Source organism: Nocardioides albertanoniae (genome assembly GCF_006716315.1).
GTDB lineage: Bacteria > Actinomycetota > Actinomycetes > Propionibacteriales > Nocardioidaceae > Nocardioides > Nocardioides albertanoniae.
This window is the reverse complement of record NZ_VFOV01000001.1, coordinates 3,669,033-3,690,524: the sequence shown is the minus strand read 5'-3', so window position 1 is coordinate 3,690,524 and position 21,492 is coordinate 3,669,033. Positions and strand designations below refer to the sequence as shown.

Sequence of the window (21,492 nt, the reverse complement as noted above, 5' to 3'; positions counted from 1 at the left end):
CACGCCGCAGCGTCAGCCCGCCGACGGGTCAGATCGTGTCGGAGCCCTCGACGAGGTCACGAAGCACCGAGATGGCCGACTCCAGGTCGGCCTGGGTGCGGTGGTGGCTCTCGAGCCGCTCGGCGATGAGCCGGGAGATGCGGTCACGCACGTCGGCCAGGTCGGCCCGGCCGGCGTCGGTGAGCCCGACGAGGCTGGCTCGCGCGTCGGCGGGGTTGGGCTCCTTGCTGACCAGGCCGGAGTCGACGAGCTGGGCGATCTGGGCCGACATGGTCGGCTGCGAGCAGCCGTCGGCGCGGGCCAGGTCGGTGATGCCGAGAGGACCCGCGGTGTCGAGGATCGTGAGCACCCGGACGCTGGCCGGCAGGTCGAGCTCTCGGCGCACGAGGCGCATGAGACGCGCGGCGTGGACGACCAGGTCGCTGGCGAGGTCGAGTGTCTTCGCCGACGCGGAGCCCGATGCGGTCGCTTCGTCGGAGGGGAGCAGCTGCGGTGAGGGCATCGATGGAATCCAGTATCGGGTTGCGGCGCGGTGAGGGGGTCGAGACTATCTGAGAATGACATCGGAGCTGCACACCTGGATCGCCTTCCTGCGCGCGATCAACCTCGGAGCCAACCGCAAGTTTCCGAAGCAGGCGATCACCGCCGCGGTCGTGAGGGCCGGTGGCACCGAGGTGGAGACCTACATCAACACCGGCAACGTACGCTTCGACCACCCGGTCGGCGACCGGGCCGAGATGGAGGCCATCTTGGAGGAGGCCTTCGCGGCCGACCGGTTCTTCGAGGTGCCGACGATCTGCACCACGCCCGCCGAGCTGACGGTGATCGCCGCCGATGCCGCCGCGGTCGGTGCGGGGCACGACGGCAGACAGTTCGTGTTCCTGTGCAAGGAGCCCAGCGACTCCAGCGCCCGCGACGCGCTGGTCGCTCGGGCGGGGGATAGCGAGCGGGTCTACGTCATCGGCCGCGCGGTGCACCTGCTCACCGACAGCTTCCACGACACGAAGATCAGCAACGCCGTCGTCGAGCGCCACATCGCGACCAGCACCAACCGCAACCTCAACGTGATCCGCACCCTCGTCGACAGATGGGCCTGACCGGGCTACTGCGTCTCGATACGGTCGAGATACGTGCGGCGTACGTCGCCGTCGACGCGGGTGATGGCGGCGTCGTCGTGGACGGCGCGGCGGAGCAGCCGCATCACCGGCTCGGGAACGAGCGGGGCGCTGTTGGCGGCGAGGCCGACATAGGACGGAACGGCGATCTCGGCCGCCCGGCTATGGACCGACCTCACCACCGCGGCCGCGATGTCCTCGGGGTCGACGGTGGGGAGCACACCGAGGTCGATGCCGGAGGAGAGCTCGGTGCGTACGGCGCTCGGCAGCACGGTGGTGAGCGAGACGCCGGTGCCGTCGAGCTCGAGCCGGGTGGCGGCGCTGAGCCCGACGACGGCGTACTTGCTGGCGTTGTAGACGGCGAGGCCCTGGAGCGGGAACTTGCCGGCCAACGATGCGACGTTGACGACGTGCCCGTGGCCGCGCGCGATCATCGTCGGCAGCGCGAGCCGCATGCCGTGGATGACGCCGTGGACGTTGACCTCCATGGTCAGCCGGTCGATCCGGTCCTCCTGGTCGAGGAATGCGCCGTTGGGCATCACGCCGGCGTTGTTGACCAGGACGTCGACCGGCCTGCTGTGGGCATCCTCCGCGGCGGCGAGGAAGTCGGCGTAGGACTGCTTGTCGGTGACGTCGAGCCGGTGGCCGCTGGCCTGCTCGCCGAGGCCTGCCGCCGCCTCCTGCGCCAGCTCCTCGTCGAGGTCGCCGAGGGCGACGTACGCCCCGCGGCCGACGAACTCCTTCGCGGTGGCGAGGCCGATGCCGCGGGCGGCGCCGGTGATGGCGACGAGCGCGCCGTCGAGGGTGATCGTCGGATAGCGCGTCATGCGGAAACCTCCACGGTCTCGTCCATCGTGATCTCGAAGTCGGCGGGGTCGAAGCGGCTGATCCGGCGGACCAGCTCACCGGTGGACCACGGCCAGGAGAAGCTGTTGCGACCGTTGGCGTCGATGAAGTAGCTGTGGCAGGACGCGCCGCTGTAGGCGGTGCCGGCGAGCGCGGCCTGCACCTCCTCGACGTACGCCGCCTGGGCCTGTGGGCTCACGTCGAGCTGCGTCCAGCCCTGGGAGCGGGCGGTCGTGACGGCCTCGGTGATCATCGCCACCTGCGACTCGGCCACGGCGAAGGCCGAGCCGTGACCGGTGCCGAGGCTCGGGCCGAGCACGACGAATGCGTTGGGGAAGCCGGCGACCGAGGTGCCCTGGTAGGCCTCGGGGGAGCCGGCCCAGTGCTCGGCGAGCGTACGTCCGTCGGCTCCGCGGATGAGGTCGGCGACAGGCATGTCGAGGATGTGGAAGCCGGTGCCGAGGATGATCGCGTCGACCTCGGCGGTGCTGCCGTCGGAGCCGACCACGCTCGCGCCCTCGACCCGCTCGACGCCGGTCGCGTGCACCTCGACGTTGGGCTTCGTCAGCGACTGGAGGTAGTTGTTGGAGAAGAGGATCCGCTTGCAGCCGAGCAGGTAGTCGGGGGTCAGCTTGGCCCGCAGCTCCTGGTCGCGCACGGCGGCGCGCAGGTAGGCCTGAGCGACCTTCTGCAGCCCGTGCATCAGCGGCTTGGGGCGGTGGAAGGCCAGGCCGACGGTCTCCATCGCGGCGTACTCGACCGCGCCGAGCGCCTTCTCGAAGAAGGGCACGTTGCGCTTGACCCACTTCTCCGCGTCCGGCACCGGGTGGTCGACCTTGGGCAGCACCCAGTGGGCGGTGCGCTGGAAGAGGTGCAGGGCATCGACCTGCTGCTGGATCTGGGGCACGAACTGGACCGCCGACGCGCCGGTGCCGATCACGGCGACCCGCTTGCCGTCGAGGTCGACGTCGTGGTTCCACCGGGCCGAGTGCCAGACCTCGCCGGGGAAGTCGGCCAGACCGGGCACGTCCGGGATCTTCGGCTCGTTCCACGGTCCGGCGGCGGCCACGAGGAAGCGCGTGGTGATCTCGCCGTCGCTGGTCTCGAGCAGCCACGTCGCGGTCTCGGCGTCCCAGGCCGCGCCGAGCACCTCGATCCCGAACCGGGTGATGTCCTCGAGGCCGCGGTCGCGGGCGACGCCGTCGATGTAGTCGAGGATCTCCGGCTGGTTGCCGTAGACCCGCGACCAGTCGCTGTTGGGCGCGAACGAGAACGAGTAGAGGTTGGACGGTACGTCGCAGGCGCATCCCGGATAGGTGTTGGCCCGCCAGGTGCCACCGTACGTGTCGGCCTTCTCCAGGATGACGACGTCCTCGACGCCCGCCTCGCGCAGCTTGATCGCGGCCGCGATGCCGGAGATGCCGGCGCCGATGACGACGACCTCGTGGTTGCCGCTCATGCGGTTGCTCCTTCGATGGTCGGTCCTGTCGAGACCGCGCTCGCGACGCGTGCGGGGACGTACCGGCGGGCGGCGGCGAGGGTGGCCTCGCGGCGGCCCAGATCCATGAAGTTGGGGCCCATGGCGGCCAGCTCCTCGGCGCCCGGCTCGATCCGGATCACCCGGATCCCGGCCTCCCGCAGCTGCGCGACCTCCCGGTCGAGCACGGCGGTCATCTGGGAACGCAGCAGACGCTCGACCCGGTCGAGCCCCCGAGCGGGGACACCGCCCTCGGTGGTCATCGGCGCGACCACGACGACCTCGTCGACCGCCTGGCCGAGGAGGAGATCGGCCGAGACGGAGGAGACCGCGCCGCCGTCGACGTAGCTCCGACCGACTATCTCGACGGGCGGGAACCAGCCGGGGATCGCCCAGGACGCGGTGGCCGCCGCGCCCAGGGTCGTCGCCGGGGCGCCGTCGGACCCGAACGCGACTCGCTCGCCGGTGGCCGCGTCGGCTGCGACCAGCCAGGTCGCGGGGTGGTCGACCCAGCCGGCGGGGCCGGCCAGCGCGTCGCCGTACGCCCGCAGCCAGCCGGCGTCGCCGCGGCCGCGGGGGAGCAGCCCGGCCAGCGCGCTGTAGGGCGAGCGTCGGGAGAGGCCGGGACGAACCAGGCCGAGGGCGGGCAGCGCCGGAGCCGGCAGCGGTGGCATCTTGCCGGGGTGGGCGGTGACGTGCGCGGCCAGGACCGGGTCGGCGCCCGGCGCACCGTCGAGGGCGTCGAGCAGGTCCTGCGGCGTACGCCCCGACCCGAGGGCCGCGACGATCTCGGAGCCCGCGGAGGTGCCGACGAGGACGTCGGCGGTGCGGGCGTCCCAGTCGAGGGCCTCCTCGAGGGCGCGGAGGGCGACGGCCGTCCAGGCGAACCCGAGGGTGCCGCCACAGCCGATGGCGAGTGCACGTCGATGCGTCATGATTCGGATACTAACGGTATTTGGATACCAGCGGTAGGCCGAACTGGTAAGATCTCTGCCGTGGGCCGGATCACGCGCAAGGAGTCGCACGCACAGACGCGGGAGCGACTCGTCCAGACCGCACACCGCCTCTTCCTCTCCGACGGCTACAACGCCACCTCGCTCGACAAGGTGGCCGCCGAGGCGGGCTTCTCCAAGGGCGCGGTCTACTCGAACTTCTCGACCAAGCACGAGCTCGGCCTCGCCGTGCTCGACGTGATCCATCAGGAGCGGGCGCTGTCGCTCGCGAGCACGGTCGAGGGTGTCGACTCCGTCGAGGGCCGGATCGACGCCTTCGCGGCGTGGGCCGAGGCCAACATCGGCGACGTCGGCTGGACCGCGCTCGAGGTGGAGTTCGCGACCAGCACCCGCCGTATCCCGGGCGTGAACCAGCAGCTCGCCGCCAGGCGTCGCGAGCTCACCGCGGCCGTCGCCGGCCTGATCGAGCAGCAGGTGACCGACCTCGGTCTCACGCTGCCGTCACCGGCCGAGGATGCCGCCGTCCAGCTGCTCTCCCTCGGCATCGGGCTCGGCGTGCAGCGTGCGTTCGACCCCGACCTGCCCGTCACCAGCCTCGTCGACCTGCTGCGGTCGCTGCTGGAGCGAGCCGATGTGCCCGACCGGGGCTGAGGCGGGCGGTGCCGGCTAGTGCGCCGGCGCCCCGTTGGGCTCGGTGACGATCACCCGGTTCAGGCGGCGTACGGCGGGGCTCAACAGCGTCGCCAGCGAGATCACGATGTAGGAGATCCCAGCGATCGCGAGCAGCCTCTCGATGCCGTACGCGGCGGCCAGCGGCCCCATCGCGAGCTGCCCGACCGGGATGGCGATATAGGTGCCGAGCTGGTCGTAGGAGGCCGCCCGGGAGAGCAGGTCGGCCGGAACGTTCTCCTGCATCGAGAGCTGCCAGCCGAGGCTGAAGACCTGGATGCCTGCGCCGGAGGCTGCCGCCGCGGGCAGCAGCACCCCGAGGTCGGTGGAGAACCCGAGGGCGGCGATCGGCAGGCCGAACAGGGCCATCCCGAGCATGCCCACGAACAGCGGACGCTCGAGGCGCACCTTCATCAGGACGAGCGTCGCGGCGAGCACCCCGAGGCCCTGGAAGGTGAGGATCAGCCCCCAGCCGCCGGCGCCCAGCGACGAGCCCTCGGCCCGCTGCGGCCCGAGGGTGAGCAGCCCGCCCTCGTAGAGGGCGTTGAGCAGGGTGGCGGCGCCGACGCACAACCACAGCCAGGTCGTGGTGCGGAAGTAGTCCCAGCCCAGGCGCAGGTCGCCGACGATCGACGCCTTGCCGACGACCGTGCCCTCGAGCTTCACCGGAATCAGCAGGAGCGCGGCGATGATCCAGGTGAGCGCGTCGACGGCCAGCGCCCAGCCGGGGCCGATGCTGAGCACCAGCAGCCCGGCGGTGCCGGGTCCGGCGACGGCGACGACGGCCTTCGTCAGCGACATCAGCACGTTGGCTTCCTGCAGCATCGTGCGCGGCACGACCAGCGGGATGATGCCCTGCTGAGCGGGCAGGCCGGCCGCGGAGACGACGCCGTTGAGGGCGGCGAGTGCGATCAGGTGCCACAGCTCGGCGACGCCGGCGATGACGAGCACGGCGACCGCTGCCTGGCTCAGGCCGGAGACCAGGTTGGAGCCGAACAGGATGCGGGCTCGGCCCATCCGGTCGGCGAGCACGCCGCCGATCAGCATGAAGATGATCATCGGGATGGTGCGGGCAGCGAGCACCGCCCCGATCGCGATCGGGGCGTCACTGACCTCCATGACCGCGAAGGCCAGGGCGACCGGTGCCATGAAGTTGCCGATCAGATTGACCGAGCGGGATGCGAAGAACCACCGAAAGTGGGGTTGGCGAAGTGGGGCTGTCGCCGAGATCGGAGCCATCCGAAGAGAGTAGACGTAAAGACGCCTTCTATCTGCCGAATAGTCCCGAATCTGTCACAAGACCGTTATTCCGGCGGAGCGCATCTCCTCGACCGCCGAGGCGGTCGTCGCGGGGGCCACTCCCGCAGCCAGATCGGTGAGCAACCGGGTGTGGAAACCGGCGCCCTGAGCGTCGATCGCGGTGGCGCGTACGCAGTGGTCGGTGGCCAGCCCGCACACGTCGACCTCCTCGACGCCGCGCGCCCGGAGCCAGTCGGTCAGGGTGGTGCCGTCGGTGGCCGAGCCCTCGAAACCGGAGTAGGCCGCGGACCGCTCGCCCTTGCGGAAGATCTCGTCGAAGCTCACCGGGTCGAGGTTGGGGTGGAACGACTCGCCCTCGGTGCCGACCACACAGTGCTCGGGCCAGGAGTCGACGAAGTCGGGCGGGTTGCCGAAGTGGTCGCCCGGGTCGATGTGGTGGTCCTTGGTGGCCACGACGATGCCGTAGGTCTGCTCGGGATCCGTGCTCGCCGCCCGCTCGCGGAGCAGCTGGCCGATGTCGTAGGCCACCCGGGCGCCCCCGGTCACGGGCATGGACCCGCCCTCGCAGAAGTCGTTCTGTACGTCGACCACGATCAGTGCACGCGTCATGCTCGCCAGCCTAGACGGCCATCACTGGAAGAGCGTGGAGATCGCAGGATCGCCCTTCAGCAGCGAGTGGGCGATGACGGGAAGCTCGGCGACCGAGGCCCGGTGGCGCTCGCGAGCGGCGTCGAGGGGCTCGCGGCCGACGATCTCGCCGCCCTTGACCAGCTGGGTGAGCAGCGGGCGGTCGTTGCCGTCGCCCTGCGGGGGAGTGCCGATGCCGATCACCTCGGCGTCGGCGACATCGGCCTGGTTGCGGCGGCGCAGCGCATACTTCCGTCCGCCGATCGACGCCTTGGCCGCGCTCTTCTTGGCGACCGGCTCCAGGTCGCCGGAGGCACCCTCGCGGGCGACCAGCTTGTAGACGAAGCCGGCGGTGGGGTGCCCGGATCCGGTGACCAGCTGGGTGCCGACGCCGTAGCCGTCGACGGGGCTGGCGCCGAGGCCGGCGATGGCGTACTCGTCCAGGTCGCTGGTCACGATGATCTTGGTCTCGGTCGCGCCGAGGTCGTCGAGCTGGCGGCGTACGTCGTGGGCGAGGAGCCCGAGGTCACCGGAGTCGATCCGCACCGCGCCCAGCTCGGATCCGGCGATCTCGACGGCCTTCGTCACCGCCTCGGTGATGTCGTAGGTGTCCACCAGGAGCGTCGTGCCCTTGCCGAGAGAGGCGACCTGGGCGCGGAAGGCCTGCTCCTCGGTGTCGTGCAGCAGGGTGAACGCGTGCGCGGAGGTGCCGGTGGTGGGCACCCCGAAGAGCTCGCGGGCGGCGAGGTTGGAGGTGGCGCTGAAGCCGGCCACGTAGGCCGCCCGAGCCGCAGCGACGGCCGCTGCCTCGTGGGTGCGGCGCGAACCCATCTCGATGCACGGCCGGTCACCGGCCGCGAGCGTCATCCGCGACGCCGCGGTGGCGATGGCCGAGTCGTGGTTGTAGATCGAGAGCAGCACCGTCTCCAGCACGACTGCCTCGGCGAAGCTGGCCTCCACCACGAGCAGCGGCGACTGGGGGAAGAACGTCTCGCCCTCGGCGTAGCCCCAGACGTCGCCGGTGAAGCGATAGCCCGCCAGCCACTCCAGCGTCGGGCCGTCGACGACCCCCTCGAGCACCGCCAGCTGCTCGGGGCCGAACCGGAACGCCTCGATCGCGTCGAGCGCACGCCCGACCCCGGCCACGACGCCGTAGCGGCGCCCGCCCGCGAGTCGCCGGGGGAACAGCTCGAAGACGCCGCGACGCTCGGCGGTGCCGGCCTTCAGGGCGGCCTGGAGCATCGTCAGCTCGTAGTGATCTGTCAGGAGCGCGGTCGAGTCCGCTGTCGAGTCCACGGGTTCATCGTGGCACGGGTGGTGCAGTCGCGCGCCCGCGCGCAGCCCGTGCCGACTATGGAGTGCGCTGTCGAGCCCGCCGCGACGTACGTGGCACGATGGGACGCATGAGCGCGCCAAGTCCTGTGGAGCTCGACGAGCCGGAGGTCGATGACGTCGTCGCCCCCTCGACTCCATGGGTGACCATCGTCTGGAACGACCCGGTCAATCTGATGTCGTACGTCACCTTCGTCTTCCAGAAGTACTTCGGTTACTCGAAGAAGAAGTCGGAGAAGCTGATGATGGAGGTGCACGAGGACGGCAAGTCGGCGGTCTCCTCCGGATCGCGCGAGGAGATGGAGCGCGACGTGCAGGCGATGCACGAATACGGTCTCTGGGCGACCCTGGAGAAGCAGGACTGATGGGCGGTTTCAGCTACCACCGCCGCAGCAAGCAGGTCATCGCGACCTTCTCCGGGTTCGAGGCCGATCTGCTGCGCTCGCTGGCCTCCCAGCTCGTCGAGCTGCTGCGCAACGAGGTCGCCGCGCCGGTCGAGAGTGCCGACCCGCTCGAGGCCATGCTCGACTTCTCCGGGCCGACGACCGAGCCCGAAGACCCGGTGCTCAAGCGTCTCTTCCCCTCGGCCTACGGCGAGGACGAGGAGGCCGCCGGGGAGTTCCGCCGGTTCACCGAGGGCGGGCTGCGCGACGGCAAGGCGCGCGCCGCCTCCACGATCATCGACTCGCTGGAGGAGGCCGGGCTCCCGCCCGAGCTCGACGAGGAAGGGCTGGTCATCGACGTCGAGCTCTCGATCGGTGACGCCGAGGCCTGGATGCGCTCCTTCACCGACATCAGGCTGGCGCTGGCGACCCGCCTCGGTGTCGAGGACGACGACGAGGACTTCTGGGACTCCCTGCCCGACGACGACCCGGCCGGCCAGGTCTACGGGATCTACCAGTGGGTCGGGATCCTCCAGGAGACGATCGTCGAGGCTCTGTGGGCTGCGTCCTAGCCGAAGACCCCGAGCGCTACACTATCGACGTGGACGGTCGTGACGATGTCCGGCACGCGGGCATGTGGGTCTGCGGTGCTCGTGCCGCCTAGGCTGATCCCGTGCTGACCATCGACCAGGCGACGTACGACGCGATCATCGCCCACGCCAAGCGCGACCACCCCGACGAGGCCTGCGGGATCGTCGCAGGGCCCGAGGGCTCGGACCGTCCGGAGCGGTTCATCGAGATGGTCAACGCTGCCGGGAGCCCGACGTTCTACGAGTTCGACTCGACCGATCTGCTCCAGCTCTACAAGGAGATGGACGCGAACGACGAGGAGCCGGTGATCGTCTACCACTCCCACACCGCGACCGAGGCCTATCCCTCCCGCACCGACATCGGGCTGGCGATGGAGCCCAACGCCCACTACGTGCTGGTCAGCACCCGCGAGCACTCGAACGATGAGGGCCCGGTCGAGTTCCGGTCCTACCGCATCGTCGACGGCAACGTCACCGAGGAAGAAATCAGCATCGTCGCGACGTTGTCGTGACGCGTAACACCGACATCTAGGAGAACCCATGGCCATCGAGGTCAAGATCCCGACCATCCTCCGCACCTACACCGACGGTGAGAAGGCTGTCACCGCCGAGGGCAAGACCCTGAGCGCGCTCATCGACGACCTCGAGGCGAACCACTCCGGCATCAAGGAGCGCCTCATCGACAACGGCGACCTGCGCCGCTTCGTCAACGTCTACATCAACGACGAGGACGTACGTTTCATCGGCGGCCTCGAGGCCGAGCTGAAGGACGGCGACCAGGTGGTCGTCCTCCCAGCAGTAGCGGGTGGATGCTGAGCGCTGTGAATGCTCACCGAGGTAACTCGGTGAGCGCGCACTGACCTCGCGGAGCTCCGCGAAGGCAGTGACTGCAGACCGAGGTACCACGGTCTGCGTCGCCGGTTTCTCAGCCCAGGATGCCGCGGTCGTACGCTCGTGCGACCGCGGCAGCTCTGTCTGTGACGCCGAGCTTCTCGAAGACATGGCCCAGGTGGGTCTTGACCGTCGCCTCGCTGACGAAGAGCTTTGCGGCGATGGTGCGGTTGGTGGTCCCACGCGCGACCAGGGTGAGCACCTCGCGCTCGCGCGGGCTCAGCTGGGTCGCGGGGCCGGGTGAGCGCAGCCTCGAGGCCAGCCGGGTCGCGACGGCGGGGGAGAGCACGGTCTCTCCGGCAGCGGTCGCGCGCACGGCATCGACCAGGTCTGTTGTCGGGGCGTCCTTGAGCAGGTAGCCGGTCGCTCCCGCCTCGATCGCGGCGACCACGTCGGAGTCGGTGTCGAAGGTCGTCAGGACCAGCACGCCGGCCCGCGACTCCCGCGCCCGGAGCCGCTCGATCACCTCGACCCCGCTGGTGCCGGGCATCCGGAGATCGAGGACGAGGACGTCGGGGTCGAGCTCCTCGACGAGCGCGATGGCCTCGGTCCCGTCGCCGGCCTGGCCGACGACCTCGAAACCCTGCGCGCGGAGAACCCCGACCACCCCGTCGCGTACGACGGGGTGGTCGTCGGCGACGACGATCCTGATCGGTGGTGCGCTCATGCGGGTCCTCGGGGGAGTGCGGGGATGCTGGCGGAGACGGCGGTGCCGGAGCCGGGCGCGGACTCCAACGTCAAGGTGCCGGTCAGGCGCTGGGCGCGGTCGCGCATCACCCCCAGGCCGAAAGCGGACGAGCGGCGCGGCGAGCCGGGGTCGAAGCCGGTGCCGTCGTCGCGTACGTCGAGGATCACCTCGGACTCGTCGAAGGTGAGCGTGACCCCGGCCCGCTGCGCGTCGGCATGCTTGGCGACGTTGGCGAGGGCCTCCTGGGCGATCCGCAGCAGCGTCGCCTCCACCTCGGGGTGCAGCGCTCGCGCCTCGCCGACGACCATGAAGGATGCGTCCACGCCGTGGTCGGAGCGCCAGGTGGTGACCAACGCCGAGAGCGCGTCGGTGATGCCCGCGGTCGCCAGGTCGGTGGGGGAGAGGTCCTGCAGCGAGCGGCGTGCCTCGACGAGCGCAGTGCGGGCAAGGTCGGTGGCGCGACCCACCCGGCGGCGTACGTCGTCGGTGTCGGCGGAACCCTCGGCGGCCTGGAGCTGGGCGACGACACCGGCCAGCGACTGCGCGATGGTGTCGTGGATCTCGCGGGCCAGACGCTCGCGCTCGTCACGCACACCGCTCTCCCTCGACCGGGCGAGCAGCTGGTCCTGCAGCTCGGCGTTGTCGGCGAGCGCGCTCTCCAGGCGGGTGATCGTCTCGGCCCGCTCCTTGCTGATGGTGTCGAGGTGGACGCTGTAGCGCCCCATCAGCGTCGCCAGCCCGAAGTTCACGACGAACAGCACGGGCCACAGCGCGATCTGCCACCAGTCGTCGAAGGGCGGCGGCCCGCCGACCTGCCCGGTGGCCATGATCAGCGCGGTGGCCGCCATCGCCACCCACCGCCACCGGCCCCGGAAGGAGTCGAAGGCGTCCAGGAAACCGATCCAGGCGAAGATGCAGAACAGCGGGTGCAGCGCGGTGAGGGCGGCGACCAGGAGCGTACGTCCGGTGTAGCCGACCGGATGCGGTCGGGCGTAGACATAGGTCCAGCGCCAGACCCACACCGCGGTCGCGACCACGAGCACACCGAAGACGATCCGCGTCGTCGGGCCGACCGGGCCCATCGCGGGGAAGGTCGCGAAACAGACGACCGTGGTGAGCGCGAGCAGCACGAACGGAAGCACCTTGAGGTTGCGGTCCCACTGCTGCTCGAGCTCGGGTGCCGTCGTCATGGACACGACCCTCTCACTCCCAGCGGAAGAACCGCACCGCATTCACCAGCAGCAGCACCGCCCAGCCACCCATGATCGCCAGGTCGCTCCACTCCGGGAAGCTGCCGACGACGGCGTCGTTGAACGCGTTCGACCCCGCGCCGTACGGGCTGAAGGTCACGACCGTACGCAGCCAGCCGGAGAACGTCTCCACCGGCACGTAGACCCCTGCGGTGAACAACGCCGGGAAGAAGATGCACATGCCGATCACCTGACCGATCTTCGTGTTCGGCGTGACGGCCGCGACAAGGGCACCGAAGCCGAGGGACGTGACCAGGCACAGGGCGTACGCCACCAGATAGCCGGACATGGACGCAGGCATCGGTGAGCCGAACCCCAGGGTCGCCACCACGAACACGATCACGGTCGAGATGACGATCGCCGCGGCGTAGAGGACCAGCTGGGCAAACACGATCGACGCCGGGCCGACCGGTGTCGTCCGCAGCCGCCGCAGCACGCCCGACTCGCGGTAGGTCATCAGCGATATGGGGAAGGTCAGCAGGCCGGCCGCGATCATCGCCAGCATCACGCAGATCGGCACGTAGAGGTCGAAGACCGAACGACCGCCGAGGTCTGGTTTGGCCTCCCTGAAGCTCGGAATCAGTCCGAAGATCACCAGCAGGAGGGTGGGGAAGGCGAGGATCCAGAACAGGGACGCGCGGTCGCGGACGAAGAGCCGCCCTTCGCTGCGCAGGACGGCGGTCGTGGCGCTCATCGGGTCTTCTCCATCGTGTCGTCGGTCGTGTCCTCGGTCAGGTCCAGATAGGCGGAGTCGAGGGTGCCTGCCTCGACGCGTAGCCGACCGGGCACGACGTCCTGGTCGGCCAGGGCTCGCATCAGCGCCAGGGCCGTGCCCTCGGCGCCCTCGATCGCCACGGTGCCGTTCTCGCTGTGCGCGGAGGCGACCCCGGGCAACGTACGCAGCGCTTCGAGGTCCACCGGAGCAGACGGCACGAAGGTGGTGATGGTCGCCGCCGAGGCCCGATCGATCAGCGCTGCCGGGGTGTCGAGCGCCCGGACCCGGCCGCGGTCCACGATGGCGACCCGGTCGCAGAGGCTCTGCGCCTCCTCCATGAAGTGGGTCACCAGCAGGACCGTGACGCCGCGGTCCCGGATGTTCTCGACCATCTTCCACACCTCCCGCCGCGCTCGCGGGTCCAGCCCGGTGGTCAGCTCGTCCAGGATCACGATGCGCGGCTTCCCGACCAGAGCCAGCGCGATCGAGAGCCGCTGCTGCTGACCGCCGGAGAGCTTCTCGAACCGCTGGTCGAGGTGGTCGCCGAGACCCAGCCGCTCGGCCAGCGCCGGCCACGGCTCCGGGTCGGGGTAGAAGGCGCTCCACAGCTCGAGCGCCTCGCGGACGGTGATCTTCGGCTGCAGCTTCGACTCCTGGAGCTGCACGCCGAGCACCTTGGTCAGCGCCTCGCGGTCGCTCCACGGGTCGATGCCGTGGACCCGGATCCGGCCCTTGTCGCCGACCCGTAGGCCGGCGATCGACTCGACCGTCGTGGTCTTGCCGGCACCGTTGGGCCCGAGGATGCCGAAGATCTCACCCTCCGCGACGCTCAGGCTGATCTCCTCGACCGCCACTTTCGTGCCATACGTCTTGCGCAGGCCGTCCACGACGACGGCTGGTTCTCGCTCCTGATGCATACGCTCACCCTGCCTGGATCACGGGATATGCGGATCGGGCGATCGGGTCGTGACGGGATCAGCCGATCGGTTGATGCGAGCGGGGGAGCCGGGTGCTCGACGGGTTGCGGGGCTCTGTGATGTGTGCCACATTATGTCACGGAGTGTCACATAATCTTTCTAGTTCGGCACTCAGTGCCAACCGCCCCCGGAGGTTGCAGTGAGCTTGACCCCGTCCTCTACGCCCGCCGACGTCCGCCACGCAGCGGCGTCCCACAAGGCAGCTGTCCGGCTGCTCCCGATCCTGTGCCTGATCTACTTCATGGCATTCATCGACCGCACCAACGTCGGTCTCGCCAAGACGTCGCTCGAGGCCGATGTCGGCATCGGCGCCGCCGCGTACGGTCTCGGCGCGGGCATCTTCTTCATCAGCTACGCGCTGCTCGAGGTGCCCAGCAACCTGGTGATGCACCGGGTGGGCCCACGCGCGTGGATCACCCGGATCGCGCTCACCTGGGGTGCGCTGTGTGCCTGCATGATGTTCGTGCAGGGTCCGACGTCGTTCTACGTGGTCCGATTCCTCCTGGGAGCGGCCGAGGCCGGCCTGTTCCCGGCGCTGATGTATGTCGTGACCCTCTGGTTCGCCCAGTCGCAGCGCGCCTCGGTCGTCGGTGTCATCTACCTGGCGCCCTGCGCCGCGATGATCCTCGGCAACCCGTTCGGCGGCGCGCTGATGGAGCTCGGCGGCTCCAGGGGTCTTTTCGGCTGGCAGTGGATGTTCCTGGTCGAGGGCCTGTTGACGATCGTGGTCGCGTTCGTGGTCTGGTTCGGGCTGCCGAACCGGCCGACCGACGCCCGTTGGCTCGACAGCGACGAGGCCCGCCTCCTGAGTGAGCGCGCGGCGGTGCACAGCACGGCTGGGCACACCACTCTGCGCGGCAACATCCGGGTCGCGTTCGCGCGCCCGTTCATCATCGCCCTGGCGATCGTCTATCTCGTCAACCAGTTCTCGAGCGTGGCGATCCAGTACAACTTCCCCTCCATCGTGGAGAGCATCGACGTCGAGGGCTCGTTCATGATCGGCCTGATCAGCGGGAGCGTCGGGATCGGCGCACTGGGCGGCGTCCTGTTCATACCGTGGCTCCAGCGCCAGCTGCGCAACGAGGTCCTGGTGATCACCATCTGCTCAGCGGCCACAGCGCTCACCGCGGTGATGTATGCCCTGTCCTCGAACGAGGCGGTGCGTCTCGGGCTCATCGTGGTGGCGATGTTCTTCCTGATCGGCATCCTGCCCATCTACTGGTCTCTGGCGATGGCCCACATGTCGGGGCTGATGGCCGCGGCAGGGCTCGCCTTCATCAACACCATCGGGCTGCTCGGCGGTTTCGCCGGGCCCTACCTCTACGGCGCCGTCGAGGCCGGTGCGGGTGGTGACGCCGCGGTCTTCGTGCTGCTGGTGGGATTCTCCGTGCTCGGTGTCCTGCTCATCCCATGGCTGGCTCACACCGTGCGCCGAGAGAGCCACAGCTCGGCCGGTGACCAGTCCATGACGCCCTCTGGCCGAGGTCGCTGACATGACACGCGTCGCTGCCGGCCTCGTCCTCCTGCTCGGCCTTCTCGTCAGCGGCCCGGCCGCGGCCGACCCCTCGCCCAGGCATGGTTCGCCGGTGCTGCGGCACACGAGCCTCGGCCCGGTCCAGGGCCTCGACGAGCGGCGCGGCTCGGGCACGTACTCCTGGCTCGGGATCCCCTACGCCGCCCCGCCGGTGGACGATCTTCGCTGGCAGGCCACGCGGACGCACCGCCCGTGGAGGGAGGTCAGGCGGACCCAGGAGTACGGCCCGGGTTGTGCTCAACCGGGCCGGATGTTCAGCCCGTCACCGGACGGTCCGCACTACGACCTCGACGTACGTGACGGGCTCGGTCAGGCCGTCGGCGAGGAGGACTGCCTGACGTTGAACGTCTTCCGGCCGGCGACGAAGCAGAAAGACCTTCCGGTCATCGTCTTCGTCCACGGCGGCAGCAACGTGGTGGGCTACAGCGCCGACCCGATGTACGACGGCCGTACGCTCGCTCGTCGGGCGAACGCCGTGGTGGTGACCGTGAACTACCGGCTCGGTGTGTTCGGCTGGTTCGACCACCCTGGGCTCAAGACCGGTGACCCGCTCACCGACTCGGGCGACTTCGCGCTGCTCGACCAGATCGAGTCGCTGCGCTTCGTGCAGCGCAATGCCACCGCCTTCGGCGGCAACCCGCGAAATGTGAGCGTGATGGGGGAGTCGGCCGGCGCGGTCAACGTCTGGGCGCTGATGGTCTCCCCGCTCACCACGGGCCTCATGCACCGCGCGATCCCGCTCAGCGGCGGCCTGGTCACCACCCCGCGCGAGACGGCCCAGGCCTACGCCGCTCAGGTCGGCGCCGCGGCTGTCGAGGACTCAGGCGGCAGCGGCGAGGAGGCCGATGTGCTGCGGTCGATGCCGGCCGACGAGCTCGTCCGGGTCACGCTGCGACATCGGATCGACGCGATCCAGCAGGTCGTCGCGGACGGCACGGTCATCCCCACCGACGCCTACGGAGCGATCGCCGCGGGGCGTTACCGTGACGTGCCGATCCTGGCCGGCAACACCTTCGAGGAGGGCAAGCTCTTCGGCACTGCGATCGGTGCGCACCGACCCACCGATTACGAGCGGTTCACGATGCAGTACGAGTTCGATCCGGACGCCCCCGCGGGTCTGGGCGTCGATGACCTGATCTCCGATGCGTACCTGCCGGTCGACGGGCCCGGCGGCTGGAACGAGGCGTCCGAGGCCCTGACCCGCTCGGTCTTCCTGGGCATCATCGAGCAGTCGATGAGCACCGTCGTCGCCGCCGGCAACGACCGGGCCTTCTACTACGAGCTCGGGTGGAACGAGGAGCCTGCACCCTTCGACCAGGTCTACGGTTCGGTGCATGCCATCGACCTGCCGTTCGTGTTCGGCAACTTCGGCCGCAGCTTCTACTCCTTCGCGTTCGGCCGGGCCAACGAATCCGGACGCCTGGACCTCTCCACGAAGCTGATCGGCAGCATCTCCGCGTTCATCAGAACAGGCGACCCGGGGCACGCGCGTCTCGGGACACGGTGGGAGCAGTGGCCGAAGAGCATGGTCCTCGACGCGACGAAGCGCCGGGCCTGGACCTGTGCGGGGACGTTCGGCGGGCAGGGCGGGGCCGCTGCGGCCGACGACGCAGCGCTCGCGTGCGACGGATGAGGAGGCGTGATCTCCTACACTGAGCGTCTCGACCGACGGAGGAGAAGATGCCCGTGACGTCCCAGCGCGTGCGTGACACCAAGTACCGCATCGCCGAGACGGCAATGGGCATGTTTCTCGACCAGGGCTACGAGAACGTCACCGTGGAGGCGGTCGCCGAAGCTGCGCAGGTCTCGCGACGCACCGTCTTCCGACACTTCTCCGGCAAGGTCGAGCTCCCCTTCCCCGACCACGCCGAGCGGATCGCCTTGGTCGAGCGACGGCTACGCGAGGGCGACCCGGACAAGGATCCGGTCGAGGTGGTGATCGCGGCGACCGAGGATTCGCTGCGGGACTTCCTCACCCGGCCTGAGCTGGTGCTCCAGCGCTATCAGCTCACCCGGGTCGTCACCGAGCTGCGCAACCGCGAGGTCATCGAGCACGAGCGCTACGTCGCGCACACCCTCGCCTACCTTCGCGAACGGCTCGGTGAGGGACCTTCCTACCGGCCGATGGGGCTGGCGGCGGTGATCGACGCCATCCATCGGTCCGCTCTGGGTGACTGGGTGCGCAGCGGCGGTCGCACAGATGCCGTGGCGCAGCTCCAGACGGGGATGTCCTGGGTGCGGAGCCTGGTCGCGCGCGCCGACGACGATCGGGCGATGCTGGTCGCGGTGCTACCCGACTCCGACCTGACCCGTCGCGGCCTCGCCGCGCTGCGTGACGCCGCACGCGACGAGCTCTGACGCGCCTAGCAGGCGCACGCCCTCCGGACGGCCAGGTCTCGCCGATCGGGCGTTCGGCTCGATTGGCGGTGTTGTCACGAGTTGATGCGACGATGGACCCATGCGCTACGACAACCTGCTGGCGTCGGTCGGTGGCACTCCGCTGGTGGGCCTGCCCCGCCTCTCGCCCTCGCCCGACGTACGTCTGTGGGCCAAGCTCGAGGACCGGAACCCGACCGGCTCGATCAAGGACCGCCCGGCTCTTCGCATGGTCGAGGAGGCCGAGAAGGACGGCAGGCTCCGCCCCGGCTGCACGATCCTCGAGCCGACCTCCGGAAATACCGGGATCTCGCTGGCCATGGCGGCCAAGCTCAAGGGCTACCGGATCGTGTGCGTGATGCCGGAGAACACCTCCGAGGAGCGGCGTCAGCTGCTGCGGATGTGGGGCGCCGAGATCGTCTCCTCGCCCGCGGCCGGCGGCTCCAACGAGGCTGTCCGGGTGGCGAAGCGGATGGCCACCGAGCACCCCGACTGGGTGATGCTCTACCAGTACGGCAACGCCGCCAACGCGCTCGCCCACGAGGAGGGCACCGGCCCCGAGCTCCTCGCCGACCTCCCCTCGGTCACCCACTTCGTGGCCGGCCTCGGCACCACCGGCACGCTGATGGGCGTCGGCCGCTTCTTCCGCGGAGCCAAGCCGGACGTACGCATCGTGGCCGCCGAGCCGCGCTACGGCGAGCTCGTCTACGGGCTGCGCAACCTCGACGAGGGCTTCGTGCCCGAGCTCTACGACGCCTCGCTGATCGACGCCCGCTTCTCCGTCGGCCCCCGTGACGCCGTACGCCGCGTGCGCGAGCTCCTCGAGCTGGAGGGCATCTTCGCCGGCATCTCCACCGGTGCGATCCTGCACGCCGCGCTCGCACAGGCCGCCAAGTCGGTGCGGGCCGGCGAGACCGCCGACATCGCCTTCGTCGTCGCCGACGGTGGCTGGAAGTATCTCTCCACCGGCGCCTACGAAGGCACCATCGACCAGGCTGAGGAAGGCCTCGAGGGTCAGCTCTGGGCCTGATCGCTCTGGCCTGGTCGCGGCGGCGCCTCAGCGGCAGAAGGCGTAGACGACGAGGTCGTGGTCGTCGCCGGCGAAGACCTGGTCGAGGGCCTTGCCGGTCAGGTCGGAGCCGACGTAGCGAGGGGTGGCGCCGGAGGCGACGATGGCGTGGCCGGGCAGCCTGCCCGACATGTCGCGCGGTGCCTCCGCGCTCCAGCAGTCGTGCTGCTGGATCAACGCCGCGGGGCTCCCAGGCGCCAACGGCGTCTCGGGCTGGGCCCGGCCGGCTTCCGGGTCGGCGCCGAGCTGGAGCGCGGCGACGGCGATCGCCGCGGCGTACGTCGTCCAGATGCCGAGGGCCATCAGGCCCGTGCGTCCGGAGAGTGCGCTCACCACCAGGCAACGCCGCAGTGTGCTCCCGGGTTACGGTGCTCCTGAGCTACGGGCCAGGGTGGCCGATCGCATCGAGGTCGTGGATCCAGGCGAGGTGACGCTCGTAGGCGTCCAGCGACTTCAGCCTCTTGTTGCGGGCCTCGGCGCGTGGACCGTCGGGGAGGTGGAAGACGTCGGCGGCGGCGAGCGAGGCGATCTGCACGCGCCGTGCCCGGTCGCGACGACGCACCTCGTAGGCCCGCCGGGCGCGGCGCCAGTCGTCGTCGGCGGCGAGACAATCGGCGAGGACGATCGCGTCCTCGATCGCCTGGGCGGCGCCCTGCCCGTGATGAGGGACGGCGAGGTGGGCGGCGTCGCCGAGCAGCGTGATGCGCCCGTGGGTCCAGGTGCTCAGGGGCGGGCGGTGGAAGAGGGCCAGGCGGTCGGAGCAGGGCGCCTCGGAGATCAGCTGCACGACGGCGGGATGCCAGCCGGCGTAGGCGTGGACGTGCTCGTCGTGGTCGGCGGGCTGCACCCAGGCGTCGGGCGTCCATGGCCCAGGATGGCGCCTGACCAGCAGGAATGCGAGGTCGTCGGCGCCGACGGGGTGGTGCATCAGGTGGCCGTCGGCGCCCATCCAGACCTGCATCCGGCTGGGGTGGGGGAGCAAGGTCGCCTGTGAGCGGGGGACGATGCCGTGCCAGGCGACGCAGCCGGAGAACTGCGCGTCGTCGTAGCCGACCACCGCCTCGCGCAGCATCGAGCGGCCACCGTCGGCGCCGATGACCAGGTCTGCCTCGGTGGAGCCGCCGCCGGAGAACTCCAGCACCGCCGGGCCGCCGGCATCGGTGACCTTGACCAGGCGCTGACCGAGGTGGAGCCCGTCGTCGCCGAACGTCTCGGCCAGGAGTGTGTGCAGGTCACCGTGGTGGATGCCGTAGGCAGAAGCGCCGCACCGCGCCGCGTAGGCCTCCGCGGAGAGCGCCCGGCCGATCGAGACGCCGGTGTGGCCGTCGCGCCAGGAGAGGCCCTCGATCCTCGCCGAGGCCTCGCCCAGCCCGGGGTCGAGATGCAGCCGCTCGCTCAGGATCCTGGTCGCGTTGGCGGGCAGGACCACCGCGGCACCGCGCTCGCGCGGGTCGGTCGTGGCCTCGAAGACCTCGACCTCGATGCCCTGACGACGCAGCTCGATCGCGAGGGTGAGACCACCGATCCCGGCGCCGATGATCGTGACTCGCCGGGCGCGACGGTCCCTGCGCAAGGCGGCCCGAGCGAGCCGGGAAACTGACATCTCACGCTCCTTGGGAGGTTAGGTTCGAAACGTACCTCAGGATCGCGTTTCCTTGTGGTGGTCTCGACAAGGTCGGCCACCGATCGGTTTCCGTGCGCTGACCGCTCCGGGTCACTTCACGTCGAGCGTCTGGTCCTTGCCGATGTCGCTGGTCGGGATCGGCCCGAGCCCGAGGAGGTCGAGCGCCAGGTTGCCGAGGTCGGCGTTGCGTACGGGCTGGGTGCCGTCGTAGCCGGGCCGGCCCTTGCCCGGGTCGCGGTAGTCGTCGGAGTTGAGGTCGTAGAGGTCGGTGCCGGCGCCGGCGTCGGGGCCCCAGACGATGAACGGGATCCGGTAGTTCTCGTAGACCTTCTCGGAGTGGTTGGTGACTCCGGGCTTGAAGCCGTGGTCGGCGGTGAGGATGACGTCGAGGTTCTTCTTCAGCTCTGCGTCGGCGTCGATGACGTCGAGGAACTCGCCGACCTGCGCGTCGGACTCCTCGACGGCAGCCAGGTAGTCGGGTGACATCCCGCCCGACTCGTGCCCGGCGACGTCGGGGAGGGAGAGGTGTACGAAGGTGAGGTCGCGCTGCTCGTCGGCCAGGTCGTCGGTGGCTTGCGGGACCAGGTCGGTGTGGTCGTCGACGGCCTCGAAGGTGTCGATGTCGTCCTCCCAGGCGCGCTGCCACAGCTCGAACTTCTGCTTGGTCACGAAGACTCCGGTGCTGAGACCGGCCTCGTGGGCGGTGGTGAAGACCGACTGCTCGTCCTTGCCACCCGACTTCGCGATCGACCTGTTCGGGTCGCCGACGTTCCAGGTGACCCCGTGACCGCCGTTGTCGGTGTCGATCGGGTCGCTGGTCACCATCCCGGTGTGGTTGGGCAGGGTGATGTTCTTCTCGTAGGCCGTGCGCGCGTTGAGCGTCGAGGCGCCCTCGTCGATGAGCCGGTGGATGTTGGGCGTCTTCGCCGCCCCGAGCTTCGTCAGCGCGTCGGGGTTGAACCCGTCGATCGAGATCGCGAGCACCTTGCGGTGGGCCTGCGCAGGCTTGCGCTCCGCCCCGTCGTCACGCCCGGAGAGCGCGACGAGCGCCACGACGAGCGCGACGACCACGAAGATGCCGACGGAGACGATCGGGAAGAGGCGACGCACCGGGCC

24 protein-coding genes are annotated in these 21,492 nt (G+C 70.0%); 10 read left to right on the top strand and 14 right to left on the bottom strand.

Translation table 11 applies throughout. From position 1 onward, the window contains the following. Nucleotides 1-28: 28 nt before the first annotated feature. Nucleotides 29-502: a MarR family winged helix-turn-helix transcriptional regulator gene (locus FB381_RS17685; RefSeq protein WP_170225210.1), complete on the bottom strand. Its 474-nt coding sequence runs from the start codon at nucleotides 500-502 to the stop codon at nucleotides 29-31. Between the two features lie 55 nt (nucleotides 503-557). On the opposite strand from FB381_RS17685, the gene FB381_RS17680 reads away from it, so the two are divergent. After that, nucleotides 558-1,097 carry a DUF1697 domain-containing protein gene (locus FB381_RS17680; protein ID WP_141781500.1) on the top strand — a complete coding sequence of 180 codons (540 nt, stop codon included), beginning with the start codon at nucleotides 558-560 and terminating at the stop codon, nucleotides 1,095-1,097. A gap of 5 nt (nucleotides 1,098-1,102) precedes the next feature. On the opposite strand, the gene FB381_RS17675 is transcribed toward FB381_RS17680, so the two are convergent. The 3 genes from FB381_RS17675 to FB381_RS17665 are packed head-to-tail and all read right to left on the bottom strand — an operon-like array spanning nucleotide 1,103 to nucleotide 4,373. Next, the gene (locus FB381_RS17675; RefSeq protein WP_141781499.1) at nucleotides 1,103-1,942 is read right to left on the bottom strand and encodes an SDR family oxidoreductase; all 840 of its coding nucleotides are present in this window, start codon (nucleotides 1,940-1,942) and stop codon (nucleotides 1,103-1,105) included. Next, complete coding sequence (locus FB381_RS17670; RefSeq protein ID WP_141781498.1) at nucleotides 1,939-3,420, bottom strand: flavin-containing monooxygenase; 1,482 nt, start codon at nucleotides 3,418-3,420, stop codon at nucleotides 1,939-1,941. The genes FB381_RS17675 and FB381_RS17670 overlap by 4 nt, the downstream gene beginning before the upstream one ends. Then, nucleotides 3,417-4,373: a patatin-like phospholipase family protein gene (locus FB381_RS17665; RefSeq protein WP_141781497.1), complete on the bottom strand. Its 957-nt coding sequence runs from the start codon at nucleotides 4,371-4,373 to the stop codon at nucleotides 3,417-3,419. The genes FB381_RS17670 and FB381_RS17665 overlap by 4 nt, the downstream gene beginning before the upstream one ends. A gap of 60 nt (nucleotides 4,374-4,433) precedes the next feature. On the opposite strand from FB381_RS17665, the gene FB381_RS17660 reads away from it, so the two are divergent. Continuing rightward, nucleotides 4,434-5,042: a TetR/AcrR family transcriptional regulator gene (locus FB381_RS17660; RefSeq protein WP_141781496.1), complete on the top strand. Its 609-nt coding sequence runs from the start codon at nucleotides 4,434-4,436 to the stop codon at nucleotides 5,040-5,042. Between the two features lie 15 nt (nucleotides 5,043-5,057). Here FB381_RS17660 and FB381_RS17655 read toward each other — a convergent pair whose 3' ends face one another. Genes FB381_RS17655 through FB381_RS17645 form a run of 3 tightly spaced genes read right to left on the bottom strand, consistent with a single transcriptional unit; the run spans nucleotide 5,058 to nucleotide 8,243 of the window. Further along, nucleotides 5,058-6,299: an MFS transporter gene (locus FB381_RS17655; protein ID WP_141781495.1), complete on the bottom strand. Its 1,242-nt coding sequence runs from the start codon at nucleotides 6,297-6,299 to the stop codon at nucleotides 5,058-5,060. Between the two features lie 54 nt (nucleotides 6,300-6,353). Then, nucleotides 6,354-6,938 carry a nicotinamidase gene (locus FB381_RS17650; protein WP_281285079.1) on the bottom strand — a complete coding sequence of 195 codons (585 nt, stop codon included), beginning with the start codon at nucleotides 6,936-6,938 and terminating at the stop codon, nucleotides 6,354-6,356. Between the two features lie 12 nt (nucleotides 6,939-6,950). Next, a complete protein-coding gene (locus FB381_RS17645) occupies nucleotides 6,951-8,243 on the bottom strand; it encodes a nicotinate phosphoribosyltransferase (protein WP_141781493.1) in 1,293 nt (430 codons plus the stop codon). A gap of 107 nt (nucleotides 8,244-8,350) precedes the next feature. Between FB381_RS17645 and clpS the strand changes: the two genes are divergently transcribed. From clpS to FB381_RS17625, 4 genes are all read left to right on the top strand, one after another. Next, nucleotides 8,351-8,644, top strand: a complete 294-nt coding sequence (clpS, locus tag FB381_RS17640) for an ATP-dependent Clp protease adapter ClpS (RefSeq protein ID WP_211352478.1) — start codon at nucleotides 8,351-8,353, stop codon at nucleotides 8,642-8,644. Continuing rightward, nucleotides 8,644-9,234 carry a DUF2017 domain-containing protein gene (locus FB381_RS17635; RefSeq protein ID WP_141781491.1) on the top strand — a complete coding sequence of 197 codons (591 nt, stop codon included), beginning with the start codon at nucleotides 8,644-8,646 and terminating at the stop codon, nucleotides 9,232-9,234. Before clpS ends, FB381_RS17635 begins: the two co-directional genes overlap by 1 nt. A 101-nt stretch (nucleotides 9,235-9,335) precedes the next feature. After that, a complete protein-coding gene (locus FB381_RS17630) occupies nucleotides 9,336-9,764 on the top strand; it encodes a M67 family metallopeptidase (RefSeq protein ID WP_141781490.1) in 429 nt (142 codons plus the stop codon). Between the two features lie 28 nt (nucleotides 9,765-9,792). Next, nucleotides 9,793-10,068, top strand: coding sequence for a MoaD family protein (locus FB381_RS17625; protein ID WP_141781489.1), 276 nt, complete (start codon nucleotides 9,793-9,795; stop codon nucleotides 10,066-10,068). A 109-nt stretch (nucleotides 10,069-10,177) separates the two neighbouring features. On the opposite strand, the gene FB381_RS17620 is transcribed toward FB381_RS17625, so the two are convergent. Genes FB381_RS17620 through FB381_RS17605 form a run of 4 tightly spaced genes read right to left on the bottom strand, consistent with a single transcriptional unit; the run spans nucleotide 10,178 to nucleotide 13,713 of the window. Next, on the bottom strand, nucleotides 10,178-10,810 hold the full coding sequence (locus FB381_RS17620) for a response regulator (RefSeq protein WP_141781488.1): 633 nt from the start codon (nucleotides 10,808-10,810) through the stop codon (nucleotides 10,178-10,180). Next, nucleotides 10,807-12,021, bottom strand: coding sequence for a sensor histidine kinase (locus tag FB381_RS17615; protein WP_170225209.1), 1,215 nt, complete (start codon nucleotides 12,019-12,021; stop codon nucleotides 10,807-10,809). Before FB381_RS17615 ends, FB381_RS17620 begins: the two co-directional genes overlap by 4 nt. A 13-nt stretch (nucleotides 12,022-12,034) precedes the next feature. Continuing rightward, nucleotides 12,035-12,775 carry an ABC transporter permease gene (locus tag FB381_RS17610; RefSeq protein ID WP_141781486.1) on the bottom strand — a complete coding sequence of 247 codons (741 nt, stop codon included), beginning with the start codon at nucleotides 12,773-12,775 and terminating at the stop codon, nucleotides 12,035-12,037. Next, nucleotides 12,772-13,713, bottom strand: coding sequence for an ABC transporter ATP-binding protein (locus tag FB381_RS17605; protein ID WP_141781485.1), 942 nt, complete (start codon nucleotides 13,711-13,713; stop codon nucleotides 12,772-12,774). Before FB381_RS17605 ends, FB381_RS17610 begins: the two co-directional genes overlap by 4 nt. A 205-nt stretch (nucleotides 13,714-13,918) precedes the next feature. Here FB381_RS17605 and FB381_RS17600 point away from each other — a divergent pair, with 205 nt between their 5' ends. From FB381_RS17600 to FB381_RS17585, 4 genes are all read left to right on the top strand, one after another. Continuing rightward, nucleotides 13,919-15,265, top strand: a complete 1,347-nt coding sequence (locus FB381_RS17600; protein ID WP_211352477.1) for an MFS transporter — start codon at nucleotides 13,919-13,921, stop codon at nucleotides 15,263-15,265. A gap of 1 nt (nucleotide 15,266) precedes the next feature. Beyond that, on the top strand, nucleotides 15,267-16,940 hold the full coding sequence (locus tag FB381_RS17595; RefSeq protein WP_141781483.1) for a carboxylesterase/lipase family protein: 1,674 nt from the start codon (nucleotides 15,267-15,269) through the stop codon (nucleotides 16,938-16,940). Between the two features lie 53 nt (nucleotides 16,941-16,993). Beyond that, entirely contained in the window at nucleotides 16,994-17,665 is a 672-nt protein-coding gene (locus FB381_RS17590) for a TetR/AcrR family transcriptional regulator (RefSeq protein ID WP_170225208.1), read from the top strand. A 100-nt stretch (nucleotides 17,666-17,765) separates the two neighbouring features. Then, nucleotides 17,766-18,713 (top strand): PLP-dependent cysteine synthase family protein, encoded by a 948-nt coding sequence (locus FB381_RS17585; protein WP_141781481.1) that lies wholly within the window; start codon nucleotides 17,766-17,768, stop codon nucleotides 18,711-18,713. Nucleotides 18,714-18,740: 27 nt separating this feature from the next. On the opposite strand, the gene FB381_RS17580 is transcribed toward FB381_RS17585, so the two are convergent. From FB381_RS17580 to FB381_RS17570, 3 genes are all read right to left on the bottom strand, one after another. Continuing rightward, a complete protein-coding gene (locus tag FB381_RS17580) occupies nucleotides 18,741-19,085 on the bottom strand; it encodes a hypothetical protein (RefSeq protein ID WP_141781480.1) in 345 nt (114 codons plus the stop codon). 46 nt (nucleotides 19,086-19,131) lie between these two features. After that, nucleotides 19,132-20,355, bottom strand: a complete 1,224-nt coding sequence (locus FB381_RS17575; protein WP_141781479.1) for an FAD-dependent monooxygenase — start codon at nucleotides 20,353-20,355, stop codon at nucleotides 19,132-19,134. 111 nt (nucleotides 20,356-20,466) lie between these two features. Further along, complete coding sequence (locus tag FB381_RS17570) at nucleotides 20,467-21,486, bottom strand: alkaline phosphatase family protein (protein ID WP_141781478.1); 1,020 nt, start codon at nucleotides 21,484-21,486, stop codon at nucleotides 20,467-20,469. Between the last annotated feature and the right edge of the window lie 6 nt (nucleotides 21,487-21,492).